Genomic DNA, 22,522 nt, shown 5'->3' on the forward strand with positions numbered 1-22,522 from the left:
CCGACCTGCTGCTGGATGGCCTTCTCGCCCGGATGCCAGGGCGAGGACTTCGTGATGGTCGGACCGTCGCTCATGATGCTCTCCCGTCCGGTTCGAGCGAGCGCGCCTGGCGGCGCGACCGCACCCGCAAGGTCACGCAGCGGCCGTGAGGCCGGCCGGCGTCTGGACGAAGGGAAGGAAGCCCGGCAGGGCCTCGATCCGGCGCAGGTACCCGTTGACGTTGGCGTAGCCGGAGAGGTCGACGTTGCCCTCCGGCGCACGCGCCAGGTAGCTGTAGAGCGCCACGTCCGCGATGGTGGGGTGTCGGCCAACCAGCCAGTCGCGCCCGGCGAGATGGGCCTCCAGGCGGCCCAGCAGCGTGTGCGCCCGGCCGATCACCTCCTCCGGATTGAACTTCGCGCCGAACACGGTGACGAGGCGCGCGGCCGCCGGGCCGTAGGCGAGCTCGCCGGCCGCGACCGACAGCCAGCGCTGCACGGCAGCCTCACCCTCGGCGTCCTCCGGCAGCCAGTCCGTGCGCCCAAGCTTCCGGGCCACGTAGACGAGGATGGCGTTCGAGTCCGAGACGACCGTCCCGTCATCGTAGAGGACCGGCACCTGCCCGAACGGGTTGAGGGCGAGAAACTCAGGACGCTTGTGCGCGCCCGCCTTCAGGTCGACCTCGACCGCCTCGTGGGCCACGCCGAGCAGCGAGAGGAACAGGCGGGCCCGGTGCGCGTGGCCAGAGAGGGGATGATGGTAGAGCTTCATGACCGTGTTCCCTTAATTTCGGACCGGGCGAAGCCCCGAACCGCAGGGACAAGGTGCTCCGGTGGAAGCACGGCGAGAATGCTCGCGCTTGGCAGTTCATTGTTGTCGCGAGCGGAACAATCCAACGCGAGGGGAGCCGGTCGTCACCGTGCGGTCGGTGCCCGGCCCCCTTCAAGCGGTTACGGCTGCCCCTTCGCGGCCAGGAAGCCGGCGTAGTTGTTGCCGGCGAAGGGCAGGTGGTCGCCCATCAGCTTCGCGTGCGCCTCGCCGGTGGCGGACTGCCAGTGGGCGAGGAGCTCGGCGCCGACGGCGACCCAGTTGATCGGCACGATGCCAGCCTGGACCATCCGGGTGATGGCCGCGTCCTCGACGAGCTTGCTCCAGGTGCCGGAGGCATCGACGACCGCGTAGACGTCGTATCCCGCATCCTTCGCCGACAGGGCCGCGAAGGCGACGCAGACGTCCGTCGAGATGCCCGCGATCAGGAGCTTCCTGCGGCCGGTCGCCTTCACGGCGGCGGCGAAGTCGGCGTTGTCGAAGGCGTTGATCTCGCCCGGCCGGTGCACGACGACTGCGTTCGGCAGGCCCTGCGCTACGATCGGCATGATCGGGCCGTTCGGGCCGTCCGAGGCGCTGGTCGTGATCACGGCCGGCAAGTCGTAGACCTGCGCGATAGTCACGAGCGCCTTCACGTTGTTCTGGAAATCCGCGGGCGACTGGGTCTGCACGCCGTTGGCGAGCCCGGTTTGATGGTCGACAAACAGCACGGCGGCGTTCTCGGCGGTCAATCTCTCGTAGGACATGACGTTCTCCTTCGGGTGGGGCGGCCTCGCTCCGGAACCGCCTGACACCCCCAAGATGCCGTCCCATGTCCGGCGCCACTAGCCGCCTTTGCAGGCACTCTGCGTCCCTGAATGCGGGACGCAACGCCTCTCCGGGCTTACCGGCCGAGGCGCTCGATCAGCAACTCGATGAGAACCTGCACCTTGCGCGATGCGTGCTGCCCGGGCGGGCGCACGACGAACATGCCAATGGAAGGCAGGGCGTATCCCGGCATGACCGGCACCAGAGAGCCGGCTACCACGTAGGGCTCCGCGATGACGTCGGGCAGCGCGGTGATGCCCGCGCCCGCGGCTGTCGCCTCCGCGATGGCCACCGCACTGTCGGCGCGGAAGCGGCCCGTCGGGCGGACCGGGAACGACTTGCCACCGGCGCTGAACGTCCAGGTCTCCGTGCCGATCATCACAGCCGGGTGTCCGGGCACATCATCCGGCGTCTCGGGCGCGCCGTGCGCGGCGACGTAGTCGGGGCTCGCGAACAGCCGAACCGAGAAGGACCCGATGCGGCGTGCGACTAGGTTCGAATCCGCAAGGTAGCCGACTCGGATGCCGCAGTCGAAGCCCTCCGTGACAAGGTCGACGTAGCGGTCGCTGTAGCGGCAGTTGATCTGCAGTTGGGGATGGCGGCGGGTGAGTTCGGCGATGGCCGGCGCGAAGTGCGTCGGGCCGAACGTGGAGGGCACGGCGACCCGCAGGAGGCCGCGGAGTGCGCCGCCGACCGAGACCGCCTCCAGGGCCGCGTCCACCTCGGCGCAAATCCGCGCGGCGTGCTCACGGAACGTCGTGCCCGCCTCGGTCAGGGCTGCGCCCCGGGTGGTGCGGGCGAGGAGCTGGGTGCCGATCTCGGCCTCCAGCCGCAGAAGCCGCCGGCTGACAATCGACTTCGCCATGTTGAGGCGGCGGGAGGCGGCCGAGACCCCTCCCGCGTCGGCGACCTCTACGAAGGTCCTCAGGTCGTCGACGTCCATCGCGTTCCGCTTCCCGGGACGGAGCTTACCCGGATCGGACGATACCGTCCCCGGCACGACGACGCTACGTTCCATGGAGGAGATGCCCACCGAGAAAGGACGACGACCATGGACGTGACCAAGCTCAGACGCGGCGACCGCATGGGTGACCCAACCCGTGGCTTCGCCGTCGAGATCATCCGTCCCGGGCTGAGCCTCGGCGGCGGAGATAGCGGCCTAGGCGCCATCGGCCGGATCGACCGCGCCACCGTGGCGCCCGGGCACGTCATCGGGATGCACCCGCACCGCGACGACGAAATCCTGACCTACGTCCGGGCCGGACGGATGCTCCACCGGGACACGGTCGGAAACGCGGAGGAGATCACGGCGACGCGCCTGATGATGATGAACGCCGGCCACACCTTCCAGCACGAGGAGTGCATGCTGGACCACGGCCCGGTCGAGGCACTGCAGATCTTTCTGCGACCGCGGGCGGCCGACCTCGGACCCAAGGTCCAGTTCCACGACTTCGGGGAGGTGTTGAGCCGTGGCAAGTGGCGCCTTATCGCGGGGCCCAAGGGCGCGCCGCTGGAGGTCCGAGCCCAGGCATGGGTCTCCGACGCGCATGTTGCGGCCGGGGCAGCGTTGTCCCTGCCGCCGCTCCCGGCGCCCGATGCGGTTCGCCTGCTCCACGTCTTCGGCGGCGACGTTGAGGTCGGCGGCTTGACGCTGCGGGCGGGAGAGACGGCTTACCTGACCGCAGAAGAGGGGAGGGTGCAGGCCCGGTCCGACGCCGACCTGGTCCTGTTCGCGACCGATCCGGGCGCGCCGTTCTTCCGCGGTGGCATGTTCAGCGGGAACGTGCTCGCCGATTGAGGGCGCGGTCCGTGCGCCGACCGTGTCCCTTGAACGGCTTGTCGACCTCGACCGAGGATCGCGCTGCGCAAGGATGCGAACGGCAACGGCCGTTCGCGAGGCCCATGCGGGTCGTGAGTGAGACCCATGGTCTTCGACCGTCTAGTAAACCGGACTGCGATGCCTGCCAGCCGCAGTGTCCTCGTTGGTTACTAATATTCCCGAACCTGTTCATGTCATTGCCGCCGCTTTCAGGCCTGCTTCTGCCTTAGGGACGGAAAGTCGAAATAGCAGGGCAGCAGTTCGCATGCCGCTTGGTCGGCTATGCGCCATAAACCGACCTTAGGTCGGCAGGCCCTGAACCGCCGCTCTCGACCCGTTGCGGTCCCTGGGAAGGTCCGCTTCCAGGCTGTTGACGCGGCAGAGGTCGACGACTGCGTTGGGTGGATTTCTGCTGATCCGCTTTCGGTCGGCAGCACGCAAGAGCAGACATCGCACCGCGCCTGCTTCCTACTGTCGACCGAAGACCGAGGGATGGTCGGCGGCGACTTCGACGGTTATCGCCTTCAGCTTCCAACGATCGGGGTACACATTGAGAGGCTAAATGTCGGGTAGGGCGGCTCAGGGGCGCCCGGTGTCCGATTAGTGTGTCCGCGAGGTAGGGTCCGGTGCCACCGCGAGTGCCTGCGCGACGTGGCGGAGCTTGTCGGGATTGCGGGTGATGTAGATCGCGGTGATCCGGCCGTCCTCAATGGCGAGCGCAGTGGTTTGGAGAACGTCGCCGCGTTCACGGCTGATATAGCCGGGCAAGCCGTCGATCCAGACGGGTTCGAGCATCTGCGCCCAGCCTCGACCCCATTTGCGCCGCACACCCTCGAACATGCGCAGGAGGCGGTCCAATCCGGTGATGGGGTTGATGAAGGCCAAAACCTTTCCGCCGCCATCCGAGCGCAGCACCGCGTTCTCGGCGAGAAGAGTACGCAGCGCTGCGGTGTCGCCGCTGGTGGATGCCGCGAAGAAGGCCCGTGCGATCCGCTCGCCCTCTTCGCGCTCTACGGGGAAGCGCGGACGCGCAGCCTCCACGTTCCTCCGTGCCCGGACGGCGAGTTGGCGCACAGCCGCTGCCTCCCGGTCGAGCGTGTCCGCCACCTCGTCGAGCGGCACGCCGAAGACGTCGTGGAGGAGAAATGCCGCCCTCTCGAGCGGCGACAGGCGCTCCAGCGCCATCATCAGCGTCAGCGTCAGGTCATCTTTGTCCAGCCCATCCTCCTCGTTCTCGACGAGCGGCTCGGGCAGCCAAGCGCCGACGTAGGTCTCCCGGCGGGCGCGGGCCGACTTCATCTCGTCGAGGCAGAGGCGCGTAACGATGCGCGCGAGGAACGGATAGGGAGCAGAGACCTTCGTCTGGTCCACCGCCACCCAGCGCAGCCAGGCATTCTGCACGACATCCTCCGCTTCGCTGCGCGAGCCAAGCATGCGGTAGGCGATGCGCAACAGCCGCGCGCGATGGGACTCGAACGTCGTTGTGGCGATTTCGGCCTGCGACATGGACCGTTCCTCGTAAACGAAGCCGGTTGAGCGAATGTGGACGACCATCGGCTATCCTTGCCGCCTTGAACAGCTGAGTTACCGCGCCGCCGACGCTGCTAGTGCCTGTCCGGGGTCGTCAACACCCGATCAGCCGTGTCCACGACGAAGACGGCGAGGAGCTTGGAGGGCTCGACGTCGCTGGCATTAGCGCTGACACCGTGGTGATCACCTGGCATTTCGACAAAGCTCTCGCCGACGCGGAAGACTTTCTCCGGGCCGTCGTTGATCCGGCTGCGCACCGCGCCCTCGATCACAGTTGCCGTGATGAAGGCAGATGCGGCGTGGGTGTGGGACGGTGAGGATCCGCCGGGACCGTACTCGACGAGGACGCCGCGCAGGCTCTTGCCGGGCACCGAAGGTAGTGGATGGTCGAAGATCGTCGTGACGCGGGCCTCGCCCCTCGCAACATCGGCCGCCATCGCAGGAACGGCGGAGAAGGCAACGAGGGTGCCCAGCAGAAATGCTCTGAACATGGAAGGGGTCTTTCTTCGTGGATGAGGAGACGCGCAGCGGTTCAGGCAGCAGCGAGCCAGCTCTCGAACCGCGTCGGCCCGAGCCGCGCCGCTTTCGCGTGCTCGGGAACGAGCGACCCCTTGTCGAGCGCAGCGCCGAAGTAGCGCGCCGCCCTGTCGGCCAGCACCTCCCGACGGTCGCCGGTGGATGCGATCGAGTGGGCGACGAAGTCACGGAACGGCAGGCGGTCCGGCCCGGCGATCTCGATCGTCGTGTTGCGGGGAGGAGCAGGCGCGACATCGGCGAGCGCTGCGGCTACATCGGCGGCGGCGATCGGCTGGAAGTCGGCATCGGGAACAATGATGCGGTCTCCTACGACGGACGCCCGGGCAATCGTCGCGACGAACTCGAAGAATTGCGTCGCCCGGACGATGGTGTAGGGAAGGCCAGACGTCGCGATCAATCGTTCCTGCGCGACCTTCGCGAGGAAGTACCCGTTCCCCGCCAGGCGGTCCGTGCCGACGATGGATAGGGCAACGTGATGTTTCACACTCGCCTCGCGCTCCGCGGCGAGGAGGTTACGGCCAGAGCGCTCGAAGAAGTCGAGCACCGCCGCGTCCTCGAAGGACGGAGAGTTCGACACGTCAACGACGACTTCGGCTCCGGCAAGAACCCTGGCCAAGCCTTCGCCCGTCAGCGCATTCACCCCGCTGCTCGGCGAGGCCGCAATAGCCTCATGTCCTTGTCGCGACAGTTCGGCCGTCAGATGCCTGCCGATGAGGCCGCTTCCGCCCATCACCACGATCTTCATGATACCCGTCTCCTTGCTCGAGAACGGACGGCGCGGCTCCTTGCCGCTCTCAGGCGTCCGTCGAACAAATGACGAGGCAGGGTGGGCCCGATGTGACATGCCCCGGAAAAAATCGGCGACATGAAACGTGGAGCCGGCGCCGGGGATCGATTGACATCCGCGGGAAAGGGACGGCGCTGGCGCCGCCCCTGACAGAGCGCAGAACCGACTAGGTTTTCACCTGGACCGGGAGGCGGAAGGGTGCGCCGAGGCGGTTGAACGCGTTCATCGCCGCGATGGTGATCGTCAGATCGACGAGATCCTTCGGCGCGAAGGCCTCGCTTGCGGCCGCATAGGCCTCATCGGAAGCATGCGTCTCGCTGACCAGCGTGACTTCCTCCGCCCACGCGAGCGCGGCGCGGTATTGGTCAGGAAACAGGTGGGGCACCTCTGCCCAGACCGGAACCAAGGCGACCTTCTCGAACGGCATCGTCTTAAGGAGATCCCGGGTGTGCAAGTCGATGCAGTGCGCACAGCCATTGATCTGCGATACTCGCAGGAAGACGAGATGGATCATCTCATGGGGTAGGCCGGTGGCAGTGGTGATGTAGTGATGAATGCCATAAAGCGCTTTGGCCCCCTGCGGGGCCACCTCGTTCCAGACCAGTCGCTTGATCTCGCTCATGTCTCGTCCTTGTGCTCGGAGCGCCGGAGACCGACGTTCGAAGCCATGACGAGCCAAGCGATCCGGGTGTGACATGCGATGCCGCATTCTCTCACAAAGCGGATCATCTCACGCCGAGAGTATCTACACCCGCTTCCAAGCGGGCCGGGCAAGTCGATTGATGACCGACATGAGGCGGAAAAGGAACGTCCGCTATCGGGCAGCGGGGTAGGGTCCGCTCCCCACCCCATGCGGTCGTTCAAAGGTGGCGGTTTGAGCGTCGGCTATGGGTGCAGGCTGTGTGAGAACGCGGTTTTGGTGGCTGGGTAGGTGAGTGAGCCCTTGCAGCGAACTCGCGTGCACGGGTCGGCTCACGCCCGGATCGCCGAGATCAGCGCTCCAACCCCGACGATCCGGATCATCCGCTTCATGTTGTAGGCCAGAACCTGCAAGCTCATCTCGGTTCTGAGCTTTGCCAGCGTACGGGTCAGGAAGTGGGTCGCCCCCATCCAGGCCTTCAGCGTGCCGAACGGATGCTCCACGGTCTGGCGACGGATCAGCATTGCGTCCGGCATCCGGTCGAGCCGCTCCTGCATCGCATCGAGCACGCCCTCGTGCACCCAGCGCTTGACCCGTCTCGTCTTCGCAGGTGTGCAGCGGGGTTTGAGCGGGCAGCCCGCGCAAGCCGCCGGGTTACGGTAGTGGTCCATCGCGTCATCCTCGGCCCGGCGGTCGAACCGGGCCACCCCCTTGGTCAGGTGCTGGCCGGCAGGGCAGGTGTAGTGGTCCTTCTCGGCGTCGTAGATGAAGTCTTGTCCTGTAAAGAGGCCGAGCTTGGCGTGGCCCGAGGTGAGGGTCTTGGGTACGCACGGCAGCAGGCCACTGCCTTCGCACGCCAGAACTTGATCCCCGTTGAGGTAGCCCCGGTCAGCCAGCACCGTGAGCGTGGTGCATCCCGTCGCCTCTTGGGCCAGGAGTCCCATCGGAACGAGCTGGGCGCGGTCGCTGCCGACGTTGGTCACGGCGTGAGCGACGATCAGATGATGCTCGGCATCGACCGCCGCCTGAACGTTGTAGCCGACGATCCCGGTTCCCTTGCCGCTGGTGGCCATCGAGCGGGCATCGGGGTCGGTCAACGAGACCTGCTGGTCGGGTGCCTCCTCGACCTGCTGGCGCATCGCCTGAAGGTCCTTCATCTGCTCGCGCAAAGCCGTGATCTTCTCGGTGAGCCGTGTTGTTCGTGCCTCGGCGACGTCACTCGGCTGGCGGTCGGCCCGGTCCAAGGCTGCGAGATAGCGGGCGACGCTCGCCTCGACCTGAGCCAGGCGTGCCGCGACCTTGGCGACCGTGAAGTTTTTGTCGCGATTGTTGACCGCCTTGAACTTGCTGCCGTCGATCGCGACCACCGCCTTGCTGAACTGGTTCAGGCGACGGCACAGGACGACGAACTGTGCGCAGGTGGCCTGGATCGCCGGTCCATTGTTCTTGCGGAAGTCGGCCAGGGTCTTGAAGTCGGGCATCAGTCGGCCAGTCAGCCACATCAACTCGATGTTGCGCTGGGTCTCGCGTTCGAGACGGCGGCTCGAGGGTACGCGGTTGAGGTAGCCGTAGAGGTAGATCTTGAGCAGCGTCGCCGGATCGTAGGCTGGACGGCCGGTCGCCTCGGGCACGGCTCTGGCAAACCCGAGGGTAGCGAGATCAAGCTCGTCGACGAAGACATCGACGAGGCGGACCGGGTTGTCCGCCGCCACATAATCATCGAGGCAGTCGGGCAGGAGCGTGCTCTGACGACGATCCTCACCGGCGATGAAGCGGGCCATCCCGACCTCCTCAGATCGGCGACAACCTTAGCAGATCAGCGCGTTTTCACACAGCCTCGGTCAAAAGTCCGCACGTCGATTTCAGGGGCAAAGTTCCGGCTGGCTGCATCGGCCTTAATCAAGCTGGCGCGGCGAGCAGGTTTGGATCGGCCGCCAAGTCGGGCACCGAGGCGACCGGCACGGCGACGTTCACGCTGAGCCTCAACGGGACGGCCATCGGGACGGTCGTCTTCTCCGCCGGCAAGACCGTGGCCACGTTCACGACGACCGGCGGCAACCCGTACCTCGTCAACCAGGGCGACGTCCTCACCCTGGTGGCCCCCGCGACGCAGGACACCGCCCTGGCGGATCTCGTGGGCTACGTCGCGCTCCAGTGAGGGTCCGTTCGTACCGCGCCGGTGTAACGGGGGGGAGGCCAGGTTCGGAAATTCGTATGCCGCGCACGTACCGAGGGCAGCCCGATAGCAAGGCTGTCCACAGGGGCAAGGGGGGTTGGTAACCACGAAGCGCGATGGGGCTCGACAAGGGATTCGGGATCCCGATCACTTGTCGGCACGCCGGTGAGATGGAGGATGCCCCGATGACGACCCGAGCCCACGACGTCGTTCAGGCCTTTGACGTCCCCATGCAGAGCATCGCCCTGGGGCTGGCAGGCGTCCTAATCGAGCAGCGGGCCATCCGCGCCGCCGACCGCCAGGAAGCCCGGGCCATCCGCCAGGCGACCGCCGCCCTGGCCTACCGCCGCGTCATGGCCGAGCACCGGGCCAAGCAGGAGGCCAAGGCCATCGTCGCCGCCCGCGCCGACCGGTACGCCCGGCAGCGGCAGGCCGCCATCATCGCGGCGCGCCGGGCGGCCCTGGGGGGCTGATGCCGTCGCGTTCCGTGCGGATGCTAACGGGATGCTGCGGTGAGCACGACTTGGGCTCCCGCAGCAAAAGTCTAGGACCCTTAAGCAAGAAACGCCGTTATCCACGGATTTATTTTCAGGCATGAAAAAGCCCGCCCAGGTCGCTCCGGGGCGGGCTTCGTCGTTCCGGGGAGGCGCTTCAGCCCAGGCTGACGCGGGGCTCGTAGGCGATGAGCTCGTCGAGGGCCTCGGCGATCCACGACGTCTTCTCCATCTCGGCCCGGGTGGCCTCAGCCGCTTCCGCGGCAGCTTGGGCCTCCCGCTCGGCGAACTCGGCCGGCGTCGGTGGCACCGGCAGGTGCTGCAGGCGGCGCTCGCCGAGGAGATGCTCGCCGACGTGTCGGGCATCGTGGAGGAAGAGCGTCGCGCTCTCCTGCGGCGTTAGGCTGTCGAGATACGCGATGGCCGCGCGGTCGAGCGTAGCGGGCGGGATCTCGCCGGAGCCGGTCGGGTGCAGGTGCTCCGCCGCTGCGAGCCCCCACTGCTCCGCCGGCGACAGGCTTTCGAACGTCGGCACCTGCGGCGCCTCGGGCGCGCGCATGGCCTCGGCTTGGTAGGCCACCTCGGCCTCCGCCGCGGCGGCCGGCGGCTCCGGGGCGATGACGTTGCGGGCGACGCGCCAGACGAGGCGGCCGGCCTCGATGACCGGCACCAGCGTGACCGCGGCCATGAGCGCCGCCATGCGCTTCGCAGCGGCAAGGAGTGCCTTGAGCATGTGATTTCTCCCTCCGTGGATTAACGCCTCGATCCTGCCCCCGGGCCCAGAAAGGGACCAGCGCCTCGGTACGTCATGCGATCCCGAGGGACTGCGCCTCGGCATACGTGACGGCGCGGGCCCATACGTACCGCTCTCCCGCCCGCGTCACGACGGCCACATAGTCCTCGCCACCCCACGGATAGACGACACCGACTTCGTAACTGTGGCGCTGGAACGTGAAGCGCGTCGGCACATCCGTCAGCCCGGCGCGCACGCAGCGCCGGCGCCAGGACCGCCGCCCCTCGCCCGCGGGATCGATTCGGTCCTCCGCCTCGACGAGGGAGACCTCCGCGACCGTGCCGTCCGGCTCGACGGCGTAGGCCCGGTTCGGGCTGCTGGACCGGGGCGGCGCCACGGCGACGAGCGTCCCGGGCGCGAGCTCGTAGCGAGCCCGGTCTCCGCCGTCGGCGTCCTGCACAGGACAAAAGCGCGCACCCAGCGCCAGGCTGTCCCCGACCAAAACCGCCTCGTACGCCCGCTCCCAGGCTGGGATGGCAAGGATTGGAGCGGCGATCCTTGAAGGACTGGACACCCCGTCCTTGTCGGGACCCCAAGAACAGGAACCGTATTCCTTTGACATTCGAAGCATCTCTGCCGGGATGCGTCATATTCGTCCGTGTCGCGAGCGGCATTCGTCAAAAAATCCGCTTGACGAATAGCATTGAAGCTGGAACGCTCAACAGCGTCAATAGCTTCAGGAGGCGTTGGTGACGGCCGAGGACGTGAGGGCGCTGCTGCGGCAGCGCGTAGATACTGAGGGGAGCGCCCTCGCATGGTCGCGCCGTCACGGGATGAGCACGGCGTACGTGCTGGATGCCCTGGCGGGGCGTCGTTCCCCGGGCCCGGCGATCCTCCGGGCCCTTGGCCTGGAGAAGGAGACGAGGGTCGATTACCGGGAGACCGCCCGTGGCTGACAAGTGGACGAGCGGCCTCCGGGACCTCGACGCCCGTCAGACGCGCCAGCGGCTCGCCGCGCTGATGGCCGAATGCCGTTTCGCCGCCGACGGCCTGGAGCACTTCCAAAGGCAGGGCCTGCGCGAGCAAGTGGCTGCGACCGAGCTCGCGTTGCTCCGGGTCGCCAAGGCCGAGATTGAGCGCCTCGCCGAGAAGCTGGCCGAATATCGCCAACCCTTCGAGCCGGCGCCGCCCCCGACTTACTACGACCCCTACGCCGCGGCCCGGGCACGCGCCGAGGCGAAGGCCAAGGAGGCCGCGGAGGCCACCCCCGAGCCGCAGCCGGAACCCGCGCCGGTGTCGGAGCCCGCCCCGGTCACGCCGCCCCGCCCGGTCCTGCCGCCGCGGCCCGGCATGCGGCTGCCCCCCATGATGCCCCGGAGGTCGGCATGATGCTCACCGAACGGCAGGCCCGGCAGCGGCTCGCCAAGGCGGTTGCCGAGGCTGGCTCCCAGCTCTCCATCGCCCGTCAGCTCCCCCTCACGCCGAGGGCGGCTCAGACGGCCGTCAGCCGGGCGCTCTGCGGAAATCGGGCGATCCATCCCGCGGTCTTGTCCCACCTCGGCCTGCGCCGCAACCCGCGGACGGGCGTCATCCGCGACGACGCCCCGCCGGCTTCATCCTTCCAGTTTCTCGCCGTCCAGGCCTCCGGCGAGGCCGGCGAGGCCGGCGAGGCCGGCGTGGCCGCGGCGGTCGCCCTCGCCGCCGCCACTCTGGGGAGGGATGCGTGAGCGAGATCGACGCCATCCGCGAGGCCTACCGCCTCGGATACGAGCGCGGGACTTACGACAGCGGCGGAAGCCCCGTCGACGGCCCCCACTTCGCCTACGTCGAGGCCGCCGACCTGCAGCGGTGGCTCGGCGAGGAGCGGTGGCATGCCGAGCTCGCACGGTTCCTCGGTCGCCCGCCGGCCGAGACGCCCGAGCCTGACGTCAGGGCCCGGTTCACCTCGGACGACCCCGACGAGATGCCGTTCTGAGGGCCTCCGTCGACGCGCCAGGCGACGGTGGCGCAGCCCTCCCGTTCTCACCCCCGAATCGCAGGTGCTCGCCATGCAGATCGCCCTGTCCTCTCTCCGTCCCGGCCACCATCCCGACGCCCCGGCCGGCGTCGTCAACGTCCGCCAGGTCGGGCGCGACGCTGGCCTGGACGCGCTCGGCGCCTCCATCGCCAGCGTCGGCCTGATCGCCCCCCTCGTCGTCGTCAGCGGCGGGGATGGCTTCTCCTACGTCGTCGACGGCAACCGGCGCTTCGCCGCCATCGAGTTCCTCGTGGCTGCCGGTAAGATGGCCCCGGACGCCGACGTGCCCGTCATCGAGCGCGAGGCCGCGTTTGCCCGGGAGATCGGGCTGAGTGCGAACGTCACCCAAGCCCCCATGCATGCCGCCGACCAGGTCGAGGCGTTCTCGGCTCTCCGGAGGGCGGGCGCCACGGAGAAGGTCATCGCCGAGCGGTTCGGCCAGCCGGTCGCGCAGGTTCGGAAGCTTCTGGCCCTCGGTGGCGTGTCCCCGACGGTGCTCGATGCCTGGCGTGCCGGCAAGGTCACCGAGGAGACCGTGAAGGTCTTCACGATGGCGTCGCACGAAGACCAGGACCGCGTCCTGGCGAAGGCGATCAAGGAAAATGCCATCTGGCCGCATTACGTCAGGCGCATGCTCGGCCTCGATCAGGACGTGTCGGGGCTGCTCGCCTACGTCGGGTCGAAGGCGTTCAAGGCAGCCGGGGGCCACGTCGTCGAGGATCTGTTCGGTGGGCAGAATGCGGTTTCCGACCCGGTCCTGCTGAAGCGCCTCGCCGATGAGCGCCTTGAGGCCGAGTGCGAGCGCCGCCGGGCCGAGGGGTGGTCGTGGGTCGCCAAGGGGGCGGACTTGCCCGGGGGCTGGCGCTGGTCATGGCCCAAGGTCAAGACCGGCGAGCGCCCCCTGTCCGCGGTCGATCATGCCCGTTACGAGGAGATCCAGGCCTGGCTCGATTCCGACGACGATGACGCGACGGACGAGCAGATCCGCGCCGCTCATGACGAAGCGGATGCGATCCTCGCGAAGGCCGTCGTACCGCCCGGCCCGGCGGAGCGTGCCCGCTCCGGGTGCGTGATCGAGCTCGGTCGCGATGGCAAGATCGACGTCACCGAGTACGTCATCCGCCCCGAGGACGTCCCCGCGGTCGCGCCGAAGGACGACAAGCCGGCCGAGCCCGAGGAGAAGGGCCTGCCCAACTCCCTTGTCGAGGCCCTTTGCGGCACGGCCACGGAAGCCGTGCAGGCGACGCTCGCCTCGTCACCGACCGCCGGTCTCGTCGCGCTGCTGGCCGGGGCCCTGACGGCGGACGCCTACGCGGCGCCCATGAAGCTCCGCCTCGAAGGCGTCGGCGGTGCGCAGGCCGCGTTGAAGGACAAGGAGCCGTTCCACGCGCTGGTCGCCCGCCTGTCGGCCATGTCGGTCGACGAGCTCCTGGTCGTTGCGGCCGGGGTCGCCGCCCGGGGCGTCCAGACGCTCTACCGCGAGCACGGCTCCAAGCCCCGCGCACCGTCGGAGCGGCCGTCTGTCCAAGCGCTGATGGGACTGCCTGACCCGGCCGTCCTCCAGGCCGAGCTCCTGACGCGGTTCGACGGCGAGGGATTCTTCAAGAGCGCGCCCAAGGCGGTGACGGTCACCGTCGTGGGCGAGGTCCTCGGCGAGGCCGAGGGGCGCCGCGCCGCCGGCATGAAGAAGGGCGACCTGGTGGCCTACGCGGTCGCCTCGGTCCTGCCGACGGGCTGGCTTCCGGTCGAGCTCCGCCACCCCGGCTACGACGGCCCGGGATCGGACGGGTCCGGCGAGGCACGTCTCTCAGCCGCGGCCTGAGAGCCTCCGTCGACGCGCCAGGCGACGGTGGCGCTCACGTTCCACCCCGGGTTCAGCAGAAGCGCCGCGTGCGCAGCGTCAACTATGTCCGCCTCATCCACGTAATGGCGGCTAACGAGTTACCAAAGGAGCATCCACGATGACTACTACCCTCTCCACCGGCGCCGCCGGCCGCTTCTTCGTCGCTCTCCCCGGCAACGGCGAATTTGGCATCTACAGCTCCGGCCGTACCGTCGATGTGACACTCGCCAAGGCCTATCGCGACTCCCAAACACTCCCCGCCGACGTCTGCCAGAACGAGGATGGCGAATGGGTCGTGTCCTGTCAGGGCGATAGTGAGACGTTCCGGGACGAGGATGAAGCTCGGGAATACGCTGGCGAGCTCGGCTTCGTCGCCCACCCCTGCACCGAGCGGCTCTACATCCACGTCGAGCGCTACGGCTACAATAGAAACGAGCCTAGCTTCCGCTATGCCTCGGGCACTAATGGGCTGATCGACCTCGACCTCGGCGACAGCGAGGTGGCGCTGGACGACGCGGTCGACGAGGTCCTCTTAGGTTTCCACGGACTTAGCTACGAAGCTCAGGACGAGTGGACCGCCGAGACCGCCCTCATCGACGCCCACGATTACGTACATGCCTACGTTATCGAGGGTGATAAGACCCGCAAGTGGGGCTACCTCGCCGACGAGCGGACACCCTTCAGGACCGCACTCGATCTGCGGGTCCGCGACATCATCCTCGACCGCATCGAGGCTCGCTGAAACAACACTCCGGGGCAGTCGCCCCGACCTCCCACAGCACCGTGATAGGAAGCACCCATAACCAAGGACGAGCGCACTGTAGAGATCCGCGCCACTGTCCGCGGCGTGCCCAACGTCACCCGCTCAACGCCACGCTCTCGGGCATGAGCTTGGCGCTCCGCGTCCACCGCTCCTGTATCGACGGAGTGCTCTACTTCGGCGACCAGGCCGCCGAACTCGAAGCCCAGGCCGACCGGCTCCGCGACGTCGCCGAGGACATCGAGGAGGAGCTCCGGCCACCGGGGCCGCGCCGATAGCCAGACAGCCGAAGGGCCCCCGGGATGACCCGGGGGCCCTTCGCGTTAGGCGGCCTGCTCGGCGGCCCGGGCTCGCTCCGCCTCCTGGCGGCGCTTGATCCCCCATTCCTCCGGCTCGACCGGGCTCGCCCGGAGCCAGGGCACGATCTCGGCCAGCGTCACCGGCCGCAGGTTCCAGGCGTCGACGCCGACGTCGCAGGACCGGCAGGTGCCCGGCATGGACGCGTGCGTGTGCCCGAAGAGCGAAAGGGTGTTGTGGTGGATCGCCGGCCAGGACCTGAGGGCGTAGTGCGTCAGGACGACTTCCTGGTGGCCACCCGGCTGGAAGCCCCCCTCGAACGGGATCTTGAGGACCTTCAGGTCCGCCGGCGGCTCGGCCCACGGCAGGCCGAGAACGCGGTCGCGGTCGTGGTTGCCTCGGACGAGACACTTGCGGCCGCGCAGCCGGGCGAAGATCGCCTGGCACCGCTCCGGGCTCGACTTCATCGCGAAGTCGCCGAGGTGCCAGACCGTGTCGTTCGGGCCGACGACGGCGTTCCAGTTGGCGATGAGGACCTCGTCGTGCTCCTCAATGGACGCGAAGTCGCGCTTGCTCATCTCCATGACGCCGATGTGGCCGAAGTGGGTGTCTGCGGTGAAAAACACGCGGGCGGGGGTCTTGGACTTGGTCATGAAGGCAGCCTCCTCAAAGGGGGGGCTGCGCGCGCGGCGTCACGCCCCCGGGGGATGGGTCTCGGTGCGGGTGGAGGCTATTCGGCGTTTCACGGCGGACCTCTCGTCGGCGTGGGGCAGGGATCGCAGCTCCCGATTCCTGGCGTCAAGCGGGGTCGTGCGGCGTGGTTAACGGAAAGCCCTGGCGGGGCGATTGTCACATTCTGCTTCCAGTTGGCCGATTGGAGTGGAAACGGACAATCAGGCCTCCGGGAGGTCGCGGTACGGAGGGCGGCGCGACCCGAGGTCGGCGTACCTCGCCCGGCACCAGGGCAAATATTTGGCGATTATGTAGCTTGCAAACCTGCCGCAATGAGAGTACAACCGTAGGCAGGAGCAAGCCTTCATGTCCGTCCTGAGCCAGCCCCAGTTCCACGACGAGGAAGCCGCCTTCAAGTGGCTTGAGGACACCTTGTGGCCGGAAGGCCCGGTCTGCCCTCACTGCGGCGGCATGGGCCGCATCGGCAAGATCAAGGCGAACCCTGAGAAGCGTGTCCGTCTCGGACTTCACAAGTGCGGCGACTGCAAGCAGCAGTTCACGGTGAAGGTCGGCACGGTGTTCGAGCACGCCCGCATCCCGCTCCACAAGATGCTTCAGGCGGTGCACCTGATGTGCTCTTCCAAGAAGGGCATCAGCGCGCACCAGCTACACCGCATCCTTGAGGTTCAGTACAAGACGGCATGGTTCCTGGCCCACCGCATCCGCGAGGCCATGCGCGACGGCTCTCTGGCCCCGATGGGCGGCTTGGACGGCCCGGCCGGTGGCGCCGGCATCGTGGAGGCTGACGAGACTTTCATCGGCCGCGAGCCGGGTGCGCCTGTGAAGCGCGCCTATCACCACAAGATGAAGGTACTAAGCCTCGTGGATCGAGAGGCCGGCAAGGTTCGCTCCATAGTCGTGAACGACCTCAAGCCGACGACCATCGTGCCGATCCTTGAGGAGAACATCGCCAAAGAAGCAACGCTGCACACCGACGAGGCCGGCGTGTACCTCAAGGCTGCCCCATCCTTTATCGACCACCAGACGACCGCTCACGGGCAAGGCGAGTACGTGCGCGGCATCGTCCACACCAACACGGTTGAGGGCTACTTCTCCGTGTTCAAGCGCGGCATGAAGGGCATCTACCAGCACTGCGGGAAGCAGCACCTTCACCGCTACCTTGCCGAGTTCGATTTCTGGTACAACAACCGCGTGGCGCTGGGGTGTGGCGACGTGGAGCGGGCGGGGCGAGCGCTCAAGGGCATCGTCGAGAAGCGACTTACGTATCGGTTAGCTTGCCCTAGTGAAATATAATCAAAATAAGAAGCCTTGAATTATATGCGGTGACCTTCCCGACGCAGCATATCGTTAAATGTAAAGTGCACAACACCCTCTAGTTGGCAGATGTCGGGAATTCTGCGCTTTGTCGTTGAATTTCCGGCCGAGCTTTCCATGCTGATTAGAGGGACGTTGAGTGTTTTGGCTAGAGCAATAATTGAAATGTCATTCAAGCCCACCGTGTTTTTTCGGTCATTGTTGTATTCAGCTATGACGCTTTCATGCACTGCTTGCATTCTTGAAACACACTCAATATATTCTTCGACAGGCCAACCCGCATCATCAAGATCTAATATCAGATTATGTTCATTTTCGCAAAGACATACGCCTATATCGCCAGTTATGCGCGTGAGTTCTTCGTATATTTCTGGAGTGCATGCAAGACAGCCCGACTCAACCATTGTCTTCATCAAAAGCCACAAAGACACATGTATATCCTCTGGAGTTGTCTCCATCGGATTGGAAAATCCAGAGGTATCTAAGCAATACCTCTTCATGTCAGGCGTTGAACTCTTCTCTGATACGGAACAAATGTTCCATATTCTTTATTCCCATAAACTCAGATGCATTATGGTTAGTAATTTTTCCTGTATTCCATGCCTCTATGACAAGGCCAGTATAGAGATCTCCTAGACTGGAACGATAACGGGACCCATAGTATTTTGATCGAGCAAAGCTCTCGAAATCCTCTTCTTCCCTAATGTACTCAGGTCTTTTGCGCTCCCAATAAAAACTTGGCTCGACATATCTGAGATTTACGAGTCGTATGAGCATGGCATGCTTGCTGACCTTAAATAGATCGGCAAGTGAAATGATTTCTTCGTTGGAGATCTGAGCAAGCGGCGTGACCGGCCGTGGCCGAATAATGCCTAGCGCATCTTTGGGCATAAGAAATGCCGCTGAAAATCGATCACACCAGCGCTCCACTGTGGGCCGCCTCGCTGAAACTAGCCGCGCATAAGGTTCTTTGTCGCTAACCCCGCTCGCACGCAAGAGCACATGCCCAAGTTCGTGGGCAAGCGTGAACGCCTGTGCTCCTGGCGACTCGCTGGTATAAACAATCGCAGGAAGAATGTCATGCGCGAGACATAGACCTCGGGCGCCAATCTTTTTAAGATCTGAGTGCTTAAGGGTCAGAATTCCAGCACTCTCAAACTTCGCGCGAAGTACATTGGGGAATTTGTCGCGCGCAGAACGTGGGATTGTTATTTGTTGGCTTGCCGGGAAATCCAGGGCATTCCTGGCAACGAGGGCTACATTCTCGACATTATCAGACACGCTTGCTCTAAGAGCCTCAGGAAGGTGCGGAACCTCCTCTCCGAGAGTTGAAAAAAGGTCAAGCGTGTTGAGCCGCTGAGAAGTCGCCCACTCCTGTAGTGTGCGAAGCTGCCATGCCTGTTCCGAGGACTGAACCTCGCGATGCTGCCGATAATCGGGAGTGATGTCGGCCGGCTTTTCAGACGGAGGCGCCGTGCGAAAGAACTCTATAAAAGCACGCCCATACACATCAGCAAGCCTTCTGGCCTGCTTTACTGTAGGGGCAGCCCCGCTGTTAGGCGTCTCCCAAGCCAGAATATCTGCCGCGGTCTTGTCGACCGCTCGGCCGGCTGCATCAGCACTTAGGCCACGCCACTCCCGTGCCCAGCGCAGCATGCCTGGGTTATAGGGTGGGCGCGGTCTCTTGCTTCTCAGTTCGGGCACAGCGGACAGAACCTACCAGAACAAGTCGGGAACAAAAATCGGACAAAGGGACCCACTTACGGCCAAGCTTGTGCCATGCGGGCTTAAGGGAGTCTAATGCACTGAGCGCCTGTGGGCAGCCCCTTGGTGAAGCGAGAGCCCGTGGCCTCGCGTGCTACAGGAGTCTACATTCTCGGGAGAGCAAGGACCGCACCGATGTCGGCGGACACACCCAACAAGCCCAAGCGCCCCGTCCCCAAGGCCGGAGCCGAGAAGCCACCCACCGACGCCGTTCTCTCCCAACTCGACAAGTTCAAGCAAGCCGCCCGCGAACTCGGGACAGACGACGACCCGGAGCACTTCAAGCAGGTGGTGCGACGGATCGCGCGGGCGCCTTCCGCCCCTGGCGAAAATACACTGAATACTACAGTAAAATCAAGCAAGGAATAGAATTCAAGCGATTTATAACGAAGCAGTGTATTATTTTAACTTTCTCTCTGATTTTTCCAGAATTGCTCTATAGTTAATGCCACGAACTCGCGAACCTTTGCGCGAGGCACTTTATTTCTATAGAGCCTTATAACATCAAATTGCAAAATCGCATGCGCTTTGCTTGGTAGATCAGCCATCATGCGATTGATTTCGAGACCGATATTGTAATCATTAGACGACCCTTCATAGGGCTTGCGCGCCGGATTGCGCTGCGCCCCTCCAGGCATTGAACCTGCGTACCTGCCCATCTCGCCCTCCCGTCTCACGACCGAGATAACGCTCAGAGGTCGCAATGGATGCGAGCCCTGGTTGCGCTTCCGGCAGCGGGTTTGCAAACTACACAATCGCAAAATATTTCCCCGGCCGCCGGACGTGCCACGGCGCCGGCCACCGGCACCGGACGAGGGCCGCGAGCACGTCCTCCAGGCTCGCCACGGGCCCGAGGCGCGCGATCAGCCGCTCGGTGTCGTAGCAGCCCCGGCGCCGGGGGCACCAGGGGCAGACGATGACGACCCGCCGGTACGGGAACGCCCCCAGCGCCCGCGGCGCCTCCATCCGTCCCTCCGTCGACCCCTATCGCGCGTTCCCTATCTGTTCCGGAGGGTGGCGCCGTCAATCCCGGGACCGCGCGGTCCCGGGATTCGAGAGGGGAGGGGTCAGCCCCCGAGGCGGGCCCGCTCCTGTTCGACCGCCTCCAGGATGGTGTTGACCCAGACATGCATCCCCTCGGCCTTGAGGTCGAGGCGCTGCGAGTGGATGTAGTGCCGGAGGGTGATGGCCTGCGCGAGCTCGCGCTCCTCGTCGGCGTCGCCCTTCGCCTTCCGGGCATGTGCCAGGATGGCCGATCCCGCGCCGCCCAGCCGCTCCATGTCGAGGAAGGTCGGCAGCGTCCGCCGGACGTCGTGCGGGGTCCAATGCCGGATGCCGTTGGCCGTCAGGAGATCCGCTTCGGGCCGGAGCGTCACGCCGCCCTTACGGGCTGCCTTGGTCTTCCCCTTCAGGCGGTCCATGAACTGCGTCAGCCCGACGGGGGTCGACCGCTTCCCCGCAACCCGGGACGGGAACAGATGGACGCCTTCCCGGGGCGCGCCGACGCGGTCGAGTGCCGCCAGGGCCTCGGGCGGGATGGGCAGGGCGTGCGGCCGCGCCCGCTTCTTCGGCGACGCGTTCCGCCCCGACCCCTTCATCTCGGCGGCCGTCCAGGTCCAGATCTTCCAGCCCGGCCGCTCGGGCCAGTCCCGCGTCGTCGCCCGCAGCGTGCCGGTCAGGGCACCGGCGCGCTGGCCGGTCAGGACGACGGCCCAGAGCGCCGCGAGCATGCCGGGGCCGGTTTCCTTCGCGGTTCCGCCGAGCGCCTTGTGCCGCTCCGCCAGAACGAGGGTCCGGGCGAGCTCCTCGATGGTCGGCGTGTGCTCGCGTGTCCCGGACGCGTACTCGACGGTGAGCCGCTCCCGCCACCAGGGGAACTCGACTTTGGCCAGGCCGGCGCGCGGCGCATGGTGGCGCCAGGCCCAATCGAGCGCGGCCTTCGTCGCCTCGACGCTGTCGGCGGCGGCGGACATCGTGTGCGCCTTCGCGACCATGTCGCGCATCTTCACCAGGTCCGCCAGGTCGACCATGTCGACGCGCTTCATGGGGAAACCGGCGCCGAGCGTCCGGCGCAGGTGACGCTCGTATTGGGTCTTCCACCTGCCCTTCAGGGTGGGGAGCTTCATCTCCAGGAAGAGGTCGACGAGGTCGCGCCATTCCCAGGGCCCGCGCCGCCGCCGCTCCTCGTCGGACATCTCCGGCGGATCGTCCGGGTGCGGCTTCGTGAAGGCGATGTCGAGGGCCTGCTCGGTTCCGATGCCCCGCGCGGACACCTGGCTGAAGACGTTCAGCTCGAACGCGACCTGGCTCTTCGTCAGGCCCCGGCGCTCCGCGGACCGGACCTCGTCGGCGGCGACGCGAGCCGAGGCGACGGGCAGGTCGTCCATGTCGCCGAGCGTGACGGTCCCGGTGCGGCGCTTGAGGAGCCACGTCCCGGAGCGCCGGGTCACGCGCAGCACCAGCCCCTGGCACTCGGTGTCCACGAAGTCGAAGCCGCGCCCCTCCAGCGCCTCTCGCGCGATCAGGCCCTTCGCCCGCTTGACGTGGACCTGCGTGAGCTTCGTCCGCTCGCGCCCGTATGTCCCTCGTTCCGCCCCCGCCATCGACGCCTCCGCCTGGATACCACGGGGATACCACGCACGTCGCCGCGCCCCGGGGCAAGCCGTCAGGCTGCGTAGACGGGCGAAAAACCGTTTGTTATCAAAGGGAGGGTTAACGGTCGACGGCGTCAGCCGGACCTGCCAGGAAGGGCCTTATCAGCTTCCCAAGCTGAATGTCGTCGGTTCGATCCCGATCGCCCGCTCCAATTGCTTCAGGCACTTGGCTGGTCAACGTGGTACGCCGGAGATCGAGCGAACCACCAGCGTCCGATGCGCAGCCTCTCTGCACGTCCCTTTTGCGGTCCCCGGATCGGGTGTCGATCCTCGCGGGCATCGATCGACCTTTCCAGGACGCGCAGCACCGAAGGCATCCCCGCGGCGGTCCGTTCAGGTCGGGAGCGCGCATCGGTCCAGCGGCCGGGATCGCCGATCGGACCGTGAGACCGCAGCCGTGGGAGAGCCGGCGCCATCGGCCTCATCGGCCCGGACCCCCAGCTGACGATCGGATCGTCCCCGGGAGCTTGGCCCCAAGGCCGCCAGGCAGGACGCCCCCGAAAGGAGCCGCGCGCGTTTGAGGGGTGCTGCACGGCCATCCGCGCCCGCGGCCGGCACGGATTGCCTCGACGCCCGGCATCACGGACATCGCACCCTGCGCCGCGTTCGGCGGCTTCCGCGTCCTGGTCCCGGCCGTTCGGTTGCCCGTCGCGCAGGCGCGGGAGGAAGCGACGGAGCGGGCCGCATGACCCTGCGCGGCGCCGGCGGAACGCTCGAACCCGACGCGGACCCTGGACGCTGAACCGCTTCGCCGTCCTCAGCCCGACACCGTACTGCAACCTGGCGGCAGCATCGCTGCGCCATTCCGGCGGCTGGCGGGCGACCCCGACCTGGTGGCGTGCACCCGTGC

The 22,522-nt window shown here is 66.4% G+C and carries 26 protein-coding genes; 10 read left to right on the forward strand and 16 right to left on the reverse strand.

All coding sequences use genetic code 11. The annotated features are described in order from the left end of the window. Window positions 1–132: 132 nt before the first annotated feature. The 3 genes from EU555_RS28605 to EU555_RS28615 all read right to left on the reverse strand — a co-directional run bounded on the left by EU555_RS28605 (window position 133) and on the right by EU555_RS28615 (window position 2,557). Entirely contained in the window at window positions 133–750 is a 618-nt protein-coding gene (locus EU555_RS28605) for a glutathione S-transferase family protein (RefSeq protein WP_135418785.1), read from the reverse strand. A gap of 179 nt (window positions 751–929) precedes the next feature. Then, window positions 930–1,553, reverse strand: a complete 624-nt coding sequence (locus EU555_RS28610; protein WP_135418786.1) for an isochorismatase family protein — start codon at window positions 1,551–1,553, stop codon at window positions 930–932. A gap of 137 nt (window positions 1,554–1,690) precedes the next feature. Continuing rightward, window positions 1,691–2,557: a LysR family transcriptional regulator gene (locus EU555_RS28615; RefSeq protein WP_135418787.1), complete on the reverse strand. Its 867-nt coding sequence runs from the start codon at window positions 2,555–2,557 to the stop codon at window positions 1,691–1,693. A 108-nt stretch (window positions 2,558–2,665) separates the two neighbouring features. Between EU555_RS28615 and EU555_RS28620 the strand changes: the two genes are divergently transcribed. Further along, window positions 2,666–3,412, forward strand: coding sequence for a pirin family protein (locus tag EU555_RS28620; RefSeq protein WP_135418788.1), 747 nt, complete (start codon window positions 2,666–2,668; stop codon window positions 3,410–3,412). A gap of 621 nt (window positions 3,413–4,033) precedes the next feature. Here the strand turns inward: EU555_RS28620 and EU555_RS28625 are convergent. The 5 genes from EU555_RS28625 to EU555_RS28645 all read right to left on the reverse strand — a co-directional run bounded on the left by EU555_RS28625 (window position 4,034) and on the right by EU555_RS28645 (window position 8,708). After that, on the reverse strand, window positions 4,034–4,939 hold the full coding sequence (locus EU555_RS28625; protein ID WP_167858696.1) for a sigma-70 family RNA polymerase sigma factor: 906 nt from the start codon (window positions 4,937–4,939) through the stop codon (window positions 4,034–4,036). 98 nt (window positions 4,940–5,037) lie between these two features. Next, entirely contained in the window at window positions 5,038–5,454 is a 417-nt protein-coding gene (locus EU555_RS28630) for a cupin domain-containing protein (RefSeq protein ID WP_135418790.1), read from the reverse strand. A 41-nt stretch (window positions 5,455–5,495) separates the two neighbouring features. Beyond that, window positions 5,496–6,245 (reverse strand): SDR family oxidoreductase, encoded by a 750-nt coding sequence (locus EU555_RS28635; RefSeq protein WP_135418791.1) that lies wholly within the window; start codon window positions 6,243–6,245, stop codon window positions 5,496–5,498. Between the two features lie 208 nt (window positions 6,246–6,453). Next, the gene (locus EU555_RS28640; protein ID WP_205821016.1) at window positions 6,454–6,909 is read right to left on the reverse strand and encodes a carboxymuconolactone decarboxylase family protein; all 456 of its coding nucleotides are present in this window, start codon (window positions 6,907–6,909) and stop codon (window positions 6,454–6,456) included. A gap of 350 nt (window positions 6,910–7,259) precedes the next feature. Then, the gene (locus tag EU555_RS28645; RefSeq protein WP_135418792.1) at window positions 7,260–8,708 is read right to left on the reverse strand and encodes an IS1182 family transposase; all 1,449 of its coding nucleotides are present in this window, start codon (window positions 8,706–8,708) and stop codon (window positions 7,260–7,262) included. 248 nt (window positions 8,709–8,956) lie between these two features. Here EU555_RS28645 and EU555_RS37540 point away from each other — a divergent pair, with 248 nt between their 5' ends. After that, complete coding sequence (locus tag EU555_RS37540; RefSeq protein ID WP_281041319.1) at window positions 8,957–9,085, forward strand: hypothetical protein; 129 nt, start codon at window positions 8,957–8,959, stop codon at window positions 9,083–9,085. 203 nt (window positions 9,086–9,288) lie between these two features. Then, window positions 9,289–9,576 carry a hypothetical protein gene (locus EU555_RS28650; protein ID WP_135418793.1) on the forward strand — a complete coding sequence of 96 codons (288 nt, stop codon included), beginning with the start codon at window positions 9,289–9,291 and terminating at the stop codon, window positions 9,574–9,576. Between the two features lie 178 nt (window positions 9,577–9,754). Here EU555_RS28650 and EU555_RS28655 read toward each other — a convergent pair whose 3' ends face one another. Next, window positions 9,755–10,330: a hypothetical protein gene (locus EU555_RS28655; RefSeq protein WP_135418794.1), complete on the reverse strand. Its 576-nt coding sequence runs from the start codon at window positions 10,328–10,330 to the stop codon at window positions 9,755–9,757. A gap of 73 nt (window positions 10,331–10,403) precedes the next feature. Then, window positions 10,404–10,952, reverse strand: a complete 549-nt coding sequence (locus EU555_RS28660) for a hypothetical protein (RefSeq protein ID WP_135418795.1) — start codon at window positions 10,950–10,952, stop codon at window positions 10,404–10,406. Between the two features lie 326 nt (window positions 10,953–11,278). Here EU555_RS28660 and EU555_RS28665 point away from each other — a divergent pair, with 326 nt between their 5' ends. From EU555_RS28665 to EU555_RS36390, 6 genes are all read left to right on the forward strand, one after another. Beyond that, on the forward strand, window positions 11,279–11,719 hold the full coding sequence (locus EU555_RS28665) for a hypothetical protein (RefSeq protein WP_135418796.1): 441 nt from the start codon (window positions 11,279–11,281) through the stop codon (window positions 11,717–11,719). Beyond that, window positions 11,716–12,057 carry a hypothetical protein gene (locus EU555_RS28670; RefSeq protein WP_135418797.1) on the forward strand — a complete coding sequence of 114 codons (342 nt, stop codon included), beginning with the start codon at window positions 11,716–11,718 and terminating at the stop codon, window positions 12,055–12,057. The genes EU555_RS28665 and EU555_RS28670 overlap by 4 nt, the downstream gene beginning before the upstream one ends. Then, the gene (locus EU555_RS28675; protein WP_135418798.1) at window positions 12,054–12,305 is read left to right on the forward strand and encodes a hypothetical protein; all 252 of its coding nucleotides are present in this window, start codon (window positions 12,054–12,056) and stop codon (window positions 12,303–12,305) included. Before EU555_RS28670 ends, EU555_RS28675 begins: the two co-directional genes overlap by 4 nt. A 73-nt stretch (window positions 12,306–12,378) precedes the next feature. Beyond that, window positions 12,379–14,169: a ParB/RepB/Spo0J family partition protein gene (locus EU555_RS28680; protein WP_167858688.1), complete on the forward strand. Its 1,791-nt coding sequence runs from the start codon at window positions 12,379–12,381 to the stop codon at window positions 14,167–14,169. A 139-nt stretch (window positions 14,170–14,308) separates the two neighbouring features. Beyond that, window positions 14,309–14,932: a hypothetical protein gene (locus tag EU555_RS28685; protein WP_135418800.1), complete on the forward strand. Its 624-nt coding sequence runs from the start codon at window positions 14,309–14,311 to the stop codon at window positions 14,930–14,932. Between the two features lie 143 nt (window positions 14,933–15,075). Then, window positions 15,076–15,228, forward strand: a complete 153-nt coding sequence (locus EU555_RS36390) for a hypothetical protein (protein ID WP_167858689.1) — start codon at window positions 15,076–15,078, stop codon at window positions 15,226–15,228. A gap of 45 nt (window positions 15,229–15,273) precedes the next feature. Here the strand turns inward: EU555_RS36390 and EU555_RS28690 are convergent, their stop codons facing one another. Beyond that, a complete protein-coding gene (locus tag EU555_RS28690; RefSeq protein ID WP_135418801.1) occupies window positions 15,274–15,900 on the reverse strand; it encodes a metallophosphoesterase in 627 nt (208 codons plus the stop codon). A gap of 385 nt (window positions 15,901–16,285) precedes the next feature. Here EU555_RS28690 and EU555_RS28695 point away from each other — a divergent pair, with 385 nt between their 5' ends. Then, complete coding sequence (locus EU555_RS28695; RefSeq protein WP_135418802.1) at window positions 16,286–17,233, forward strand: IS1595 family transposase; 948 nt, start codon at window positions 16,286–16,288, stop codon at window positions 17,231–17,233. 20 nt (window positions 17,234–17,253) lie between these two features. Here EU555_RS28695 and EU555_RS28700 read toward each other — a convergent pair whose 3' ends face one another. From EU555_RS28700 to EU555_RS28725, 5 genes are all read right to left on the reverse strand, one after another. Then, window positions 17,254–17,754, reverse strand: a complete 501-nt coding sequence (locus EU555_RS28700; protein ID WP_135418803.1) for a DUF4411 family protein — start codon at window positions 17,752–17,754, stop codon at window positions 17,254–17,256. 1 nt (window position 17,755) lies between these two features. Beyond that, the gene (locus tag EU555_RS28705; RefSeq protein ID WP_135418804.1) at window positions 17,756–18,910 is read right to left on the reverse strand and encodes an XRE family transcriptional regulator; all 1,155 of its coding nucleotides are present in this window, start codon (window positions 18,908–18,910) and stop codon (window positions 17,756–17,758) included. 512 nt (window positions 18,911–19,422) lie between these two features. Next, complete coding sequence (locus tag EU555_RS28715; RefSeq protein WP_135418806.1) at window positions 19,423–19,677, reverse strand: hypothetical protein; 255 nt, start codon at window positions 19,675–19,677, stop codon at window positions 19,423–19,425. Between the two features lie 88 nt (window positions 19,678–19,765). Beyond that, window positions 19,766–19,984 carry a hypothetical protein gene (locus EU555_RS28720; protein WP_135418807.1) on the reverse strand — a complete coding sequence of 73 codons (219 nt, stop codon included), beginning with the start codon at window positions 19,982–19,984 and terminating at the stop codon, window positions 19,766–19,768. Between the two features lie 101 nt (window positions 19,985–20,085). Continuing rightward, the gene (locus EU555_RS28725) at window positions 20,086–21,621 is read right to left on the reverse strand and encodes a site-specific integrase (protein WP_135418808.1); all 1,536 of its coding nucleotides are present in this window, start codon (window positions 21,619–21,621) and stop codon (window positions 20,086–20,088) included. Window positions 21,622–22,522 lie beyond the last annotated feature (901 nt).

Source organism: Methylobacterium nonmethylotrophicum, from assembly GCF_004745635.1.
In the GTDB taxonomy this organism is placed as follows: domain Bacteria; phylum Pseudomonadota; class Alphaproteobacteria; order Rhizobiales; family Beijerinckiaceae; genus Methylobacterium; species Methylobacterium nonmethylotrophicum.

Bases quoted from the DNA above. Each gene is read 5' to 3' on its own strand.
- EU555_RS28725 (WP_135418808.1), bottom strand. From the start codon at position 21,621: ATGGCGGGGGCGGAACGAGGGACATACGGGCGCGAGCGGACGAAGCTC.
- EU555_RS28630 (WP_135418790.1), bottom strand. From the start codon at position 5,454: ATGTTCAGAGCATTTCTGCTGGGCACCCTCGTTGCCTTCTCCGCCGTT.
- EU555_RS28640 (WP_205821016.1), bottom strand. From the start codon at position 6,909: ATGAGCGAGATCAAGCGACTGGTCTGGAACGAGGTGGCCCCGCAGGGG.
- EU555_RS28690 (WP_135418801.1), bottom strand. From the start codon at position 15,900: ATGACCAAGTCCAAGACCCCCGCCCGCGTGTTTTTCACCGCAGACACC.
- EU555_RS28635 (WP_135418791.1), bottom strand. From the start codon at position 6,245: ATGAAGATCGTGGTGATGGGCGGAAGCGGCCTCATCGGCAGGCATCTG.
- EU555_RS28715 (WP_135418806.1), bottom strand. From the start codon at position 19,677: ATGGGCAGGTACGCAGGTTCAATGCCTGGAGGGGCGCAGCGCAATCCG.
- EU555_RS28705 (WP_135418804.1), bottom strand. From the start codon at position 18,910: ATGCTGCGCTGGGCACGGGAGTGGCGTGGCCTAAGTGCTGATGCAGCC.
- EU555_RS28620 (WP_135418788.1), top strand. From the start codon at position 2,666: ATGGACGTGACCAAGCTCAGACGCGGCGACCGCATGGGTGACCCAACC.
- EU555_RS28680 (WP_167858688.1), top strand. From the start codon at position 12,379: ATGCAGATCGCCCTGTCCTCTCTCCGTCCCGGCCACCATCCCGACGCC.
- EU555_RS28605 (WP_135418785.1), bottom strand. From the start codon at position 750: ATGAAGCTCTACCATCATCCCCTCTCTGGCCACGCGCACCGGGCCCGC.
- EU555_RS28695 (WP_135418802.1), top strand. From the start codon at position 16,286: ATGTCCGTCCTGAGCCAGCCCCAGTTCCACGACGAGGAAGCCGCCTTC.
- EU555_RS28685 (WP_135418800.1), top strand. From the start codon at position 14,309: ATGACTACTACCCTCTCCACCGGCGCCGCCGGCCGCTTCTTCGTCGCT.
- EU555_RS28610 (WP_135418786.1), bottom strand. From the start codon at position 1,553: ATGTCCTACGAGAGATTGACCGCCGAGAACGCCGCCGTGCTGTTTGTC.
- EU555_RS28720 (WP_135418807.1), bottom strand. From the start codon at position 19,984: ATGGAGGCGCCGCGGGCGCTGGGGGCGTTCCCGTACCGGCGGGTCGTC.
- EU555_RS28615 (WP_135418787.1), bottom strand. From the start codon at position 2,557: ATGGACGTCGACGACCTGAGGACCTTCGTAGAGGTCGCCGACGCGGGA.
- EU555_RS36390 (WP_167858689.1), top strand. From the start codon at position 15,076: ATGAGCTTGGCGCTCCGCGTCCACCGCTCCTGTATCGACGGAGTGCTC.
- EU555_RS28655 (WP_135418794.1), bottom strand. From the start codon at position 10,330: ATGCTCAAGGCACTCCTTGCCGCTGCGAAGCGCATGGCGGCGCTCATG.
- EU555_RS28660 (WP_135418795.1), bottom strand. From the start codon at position 10,952: ATGTCAAAGGAATACGGTTCCTGTTCTTGGGGTCCCGACAAGGACGGG.
- EU555_RS28700 (WP_135418803.1), bottom strand. From the start codon at position 17,754: ATGAAGAGGTATTGCTTAGATACCTCTGGATTTTCCAATCCGATGGAG.
- EU555_RS28670 (WP_135418797.1), top strand. From the start codon at position 11,716: ATGATGCTCACCGAACGGCAGGCCCGGCAGCGGCTCGCCAAGGCGGTT.
- EU555_RS28645 (WP_135418792.1), bottom strand. From the start codon at position 8,708: ATGGCCCGCTTCATCGCCGGTGAGGATCGTCGTCAGAGCACGCTCCTG.
- EU555_RS28650 (WP_135418793.1), top strand. From the start codon at position 9,289: ATGACGACCCGAGCCCACGACGTCGTTCAGGCCTTTGACGTCCCCATG.
- EU555_RS28625 (WP_167858696.1), bottom strand. From the start codon at position 4,939: ATGTCGCAGGCCGAAATCGCCACAACGACGTTCGAGTCCCATCGCGCG.